The 3838-nt window shown below is 72.7% G+C and carries 4 protein-coding genes; 3 read left to right on the plus strand and 1 reads right to left on the minus strand.

The annotated features are described in order from the left end of the window. A partial coding sequence (locus Q8Q85_13010) for a glycoside hydrolase family 97 N-terminal domain-containing protein (GenBank protein MDP3775175.1) occupies positions 1-337 on the minus strand: 337 nt, incomplete at its 3' end. Between the two features lie 267 nt (positions 338-604). On the opposite strand from Q8Q85_13010, the gene Q8Q85_13015 reads away from it, so the two are divergent. From Q8Q85_13015 to Q8Q85_13025, 3 genes are all read left to right on the plus strand, one after another. Next, positions 605-2602: a HAMP domain-containing sensor histidine kinase gene (locus Q8Q85_13015; GenBank protein MDP3775176.1), complete on the plus strand. Its 1998-nt coding sequence runs from the start codon at positions 605-607 to the stop codon at positions 2600-2602. A gap of 3 nt (positions 2603-2605) precedes the next feature. Next, positions 2606-3280 carry a response regulator transcription factor gene (locus tag Q8Q85_13020; protein MDP3775177.1) on the plus strand — a complete coding sequence of 225 codons (675 nt, stop codon included), beginning with the start codon at positions 2606-2608 and terminating at the stop codon, positions 3278-3280. Between the two features lie 158 nt (positions 3281-3438). Further along, the coding region (locus Q8Q85_13025; protein MDP3775178.1) for a tetratricopeptide repeat protein at positions 3439-3838 on the plus strand (400 nt) is incomplete at its 3' end.

The following is a 3838-nucleotide window of genomic DNA, read 5'->3' on the forward strand; positions in this document are numbered from 1 at the left end:
AGACGGCCAGCTCGTTATGGTGGTCGCGCACGCGCGCCACCTCGCCCCACGGCTGGGTCCACCATTCGTCGTGCGACTGCCGGGTGGTGTCGGTGATGCGGAGGTTGTCGCGCAGTCGTGGCGCCCCCCGGAACTCGAAGCCGAGCAGGGAGGGGAGGATCAGCGCGCGGCCATCGCGTGCCAGGCTGTAGGCCAGTCGGCCTTCGCGGAGCTCGACCGTGACCTGGTTGCGGCCGTCCGGTGAGGCGACGCGGACCTGGCCCCGGAGCGGGGCGGTGGTCGCGACGAGCGTGGTGGCGGCGATGCCGAGCACGGGGAAACGAGCGTAGCGAAACACGGACATCTCCGGAGCCTGGAGTCGGATTCCGACCTGGGCGGTTAATGTCGCCCAGGGCCGCCATGCGGCGTAAGCCTACCCTCGGCTCGCGTTTCGGGGCCGGTGTGTGGCAGCCTCGCCGCGCGCGAGCCGGGCGAGAATGGCGCGGCCCTGTGTCAGGAGTTCCTGACCGAGTCTGGTCCGAGCGCTGACTGGTCCCAGTCGGGACTCGGCTGGCGCCGTCCGTCATCTCGCCGGATATTCGCTACGTCTCCGTCCCGGAGATTCATGGCGCTCCGCGACTGGCTCCAGCCACCGCGCCGTCTCGTGGTACTGTTCCTGCTGATCGCGCTGATCGTGGTCACCGCGATGGGCGGGCTCGCGTGGCGCTTCCTCGACCAGGACCGCGCGCTGGAGCGGCAGCGTACGCAGGACCGGCTCGAGCGCACGGCGGACGTGATCACCGCCGCGCTGGGCCGGGGCGCGGCCGAGGCCCGGGAAGCGCTCACGCGTCTCTCCTCCGTGGCGCGGACGGAGCTGCGCACCGCCGCCGCTCGCTGGGCTGGCACGCTGAAGGCCGACGCACTCGTCGTGATCCTGACGGCGGATGGCGTGGAGGGATTCCCATCCGGCCGGCTGCTCTATCGGCCCGTGCCCGTACCGTCGCGTGAGGCGCCCGCCGCCACGTACGCGGTCGGAGAGGGGCTCGAGTTCCGCCAGCGGGATCTGGTCGGCGCCGCGGCAGCGTTCCGCGCGCTGGCGGCGTCACGTGACTCGGCCGTGCGCGCCGGCGCGCTGCTGCGGCTGGCGCGGGTCGAGCGCAAGGCGGGCCAACTCCCTCGGGCGCTCGAGAGCTACGCCCGCCTCACGAGCCTGGGGACGGTGCCGGTCGGAAGGCTCCCTGCCGCCCTGGTCGCGCGGCATGCGCGGCTCGCCATCCTGCGGGAGACGGGCCGGGCCGCCGAGGCGGAGCGGGAAGCTGCGACTGTGGCGGACGATCTCCGCGCCGGGACCTGGCCGCTGACCCGGGCGGTCTACCGGTACTACGCCGAGGAGCTGGCCGGCTACGCCCTCCCGCCGCTGGATGCCGCCAGTCGCGCGCGCCTCGAGCGCTCCGAGGCTATCGCGAACGCGGTCGGTGAGCTCTGGGCCAGGTGGAACAGCGCCGACGAGGAGCGGCGCCAGGACGGCAGCGAGGTCGTCACGTGGCGGGGACATCCGGTGCTGCTCCTCTGGCGCGGCACCGCCACCCGCGGCGTCGCGCTCGTCGCGGGGCCGGATCAGGTGGAGCGCGGCTGGCTGGCGGAGCCGCGGCCGACCCTGGCCCGCGAGCAGGTGACCTTCGTGCTGGCCGACGCCTCGGGGAACGGCCTGATCGGGAGCATCCCCGCCGAGGCGGGCCCCCAGGTGACCCGGACCGCCGCCGAGACGCGGCTCCCCTGGACGCTGCGGGTCGCGAGCGGGAACCGCGCGGCCGACCTCGCACAATACGCCGAGCGCCGCCGACTGGTGACGCTGGGACTCGCCGCGCTGACCCTGCTCGTCGTGGTGGGGCTGTACGCCGCCATCCGGGGTGTGAGCCGCGAACTGGAGGTGGCCCGCCTGCAGTCGGAGTTCGTGGCGGCGGTGTCCCACGAGCTGCGCACGCCGCTCACGGCGCTGCGCCAGTTCACCGAACTGCTGGTCAGCGACCGCGTCCGCCCGGAGGAGCAGCGGCGACGGTACTACGGCGTGATGCAGCGCGAGGCGGACCGGCTGCAGCGGCTGGTGGAGGGGTTGCTCGACTTCGGGCGGATGGAGGCGGGCGCGCTCGAGTTTCACCGCACATCGATCGCGGTGCCCGACTGGGTGCGCGACCTGGTGCAGGAGTTCCGGCAAGCGGTGGCCGAGGACGGGTGGAGCATCGAACTGGCGGACCACCTGCCGGGACCGACCCGGATCCGTGCCGACGCCGAGGCCGTAGGCCGCGCGCTCTGGAATCTGCTCGACAACGCCGTCAAGTACTCGCCCGACCACCGGACGGTGTGGGTGGAGGTCCGCCGGGAGGGCGGCCAGCTGGTCATCGCCGTCCGGGACCGCGGGATCGGGATCTCGGCCGCCGAGCGGGCGACGATTTTCGACAAGTTCGTCCGCGGGGCCTCCGCGGGACAGGTCGGGGCGAAAGGGACGGGCATCGGCCTGGCGATGGTGCGCCACATCGTGGACGCCCACCACGGGACCGTGACGGTCGAGAGCGAGCCGGGAACGGGCAGCACCTTCACGCTGCGCCTGCCCGTAGAGGAGTGACCCATGACACGCATTCTGGTGGTGGAAGACGACCCGGCGATCGCGCTCGGCCTCGAAGACGACCTGACGCTGGAGGGGTACACGGTCGAGGTCGTGCGTGACGGGGAGGCGGCCCTCGCCAGAGCGGGCGAGGGTGGCATCGACCTGGTCCTACTGGACGTGATGCTGCCGCGGAAGGACGGGTTCGCGGTGTGCCGCGAGCTGCGCCTCCGCGGCATGCACGTGCCGATCATCATCGTGACCGCGAAGACCCACGAAGCGGAGAAGATTCTGGGGCTCGAACTGGGCGCCGACGACTACGTCACCAAGCCGTTCAGTCCCGCCGAGCTGCGGGCGCGCATCAAGTCGGTGCTGCGGAGGACCGGGAACGACGATCCGGCCACCGCCGCGTTCGGCGACGTCCAGGTGGACTTCGCGGCGTTCGAGTTGCGGCGCGGCGGGGCGGTCGTGCACGCGACGCCGACGGAGCTGAAGCTCCTCCTGGCCTTCGTCCGCCATCCGGGGCGGGTGCTGAGCCGACAGGAGCTGGTGGACCTGGTGTGGGGGCCCGGCCGGGCCATCACGCCGCGGGTCGTGGACACGCACGTGGCCAATCTCCGGCAGAAGGTGGAGCCGGACCCGGCCCAACCCAGCTACATCGTCGGCGTCCGCGGCGTCGGGTATCGGTTCGACGCCTGAGCCGACCGTCAGGGTTTCTCGACCGAACCTCTGCCGTCTCCAGTCCGTCTCTAGGGCTTGTCGCGATCCGCGGCCGCCGTCCGACTCCTAGCTTGGGTGCAGCGAAGAACAGGTGTCTTCGCGGGACCCGAGTGGAGGTGACTATGCGTGGCGAAGGAATGCGTAAGCTGCTCCTGGCATTCGCCGTGGGAATGGTCGGCCCGACCCTGCAGGCGCAGGAGCGCAGCCCGGCCGAAGTGCGGCTCCAGGCCGCGCTCCACGCGGAGGAGGTGGAGGGCAACCTGGCGCGCGCGATCGACCTGTACAGGGACGTGGCCAGAAGGTACGGCCGCGAGCGCGACGTGGCGGCTCGGGCGCTGTTCTACCTGGGGCGCAGCTACGAGAAGCAGGGCAGCCAGGAGGCGACGCGCGCGTACCAGCGCGTGGTGCGCGAGTACGGCGACCAGAGTGAGGTGGCGGCGCAGGCGCGCGCGCGGCTGGCCGCGCTCCAGGCCGCGGCGCCGACCGTCGCGGGCCGGGGCCCGGTCGCGCGGCGGCTCCTGTCCGGCGCCGACACCG

This window comes from Gemmatimonadales bacterium (assembly GCA_030697825.1).
Taxonomy (GTDB): domain Bacteria; phylum Gemmatimonadota; class Gemmatimonadetes; order Gemmatimonadales; family JACORV01; genus JACORV01.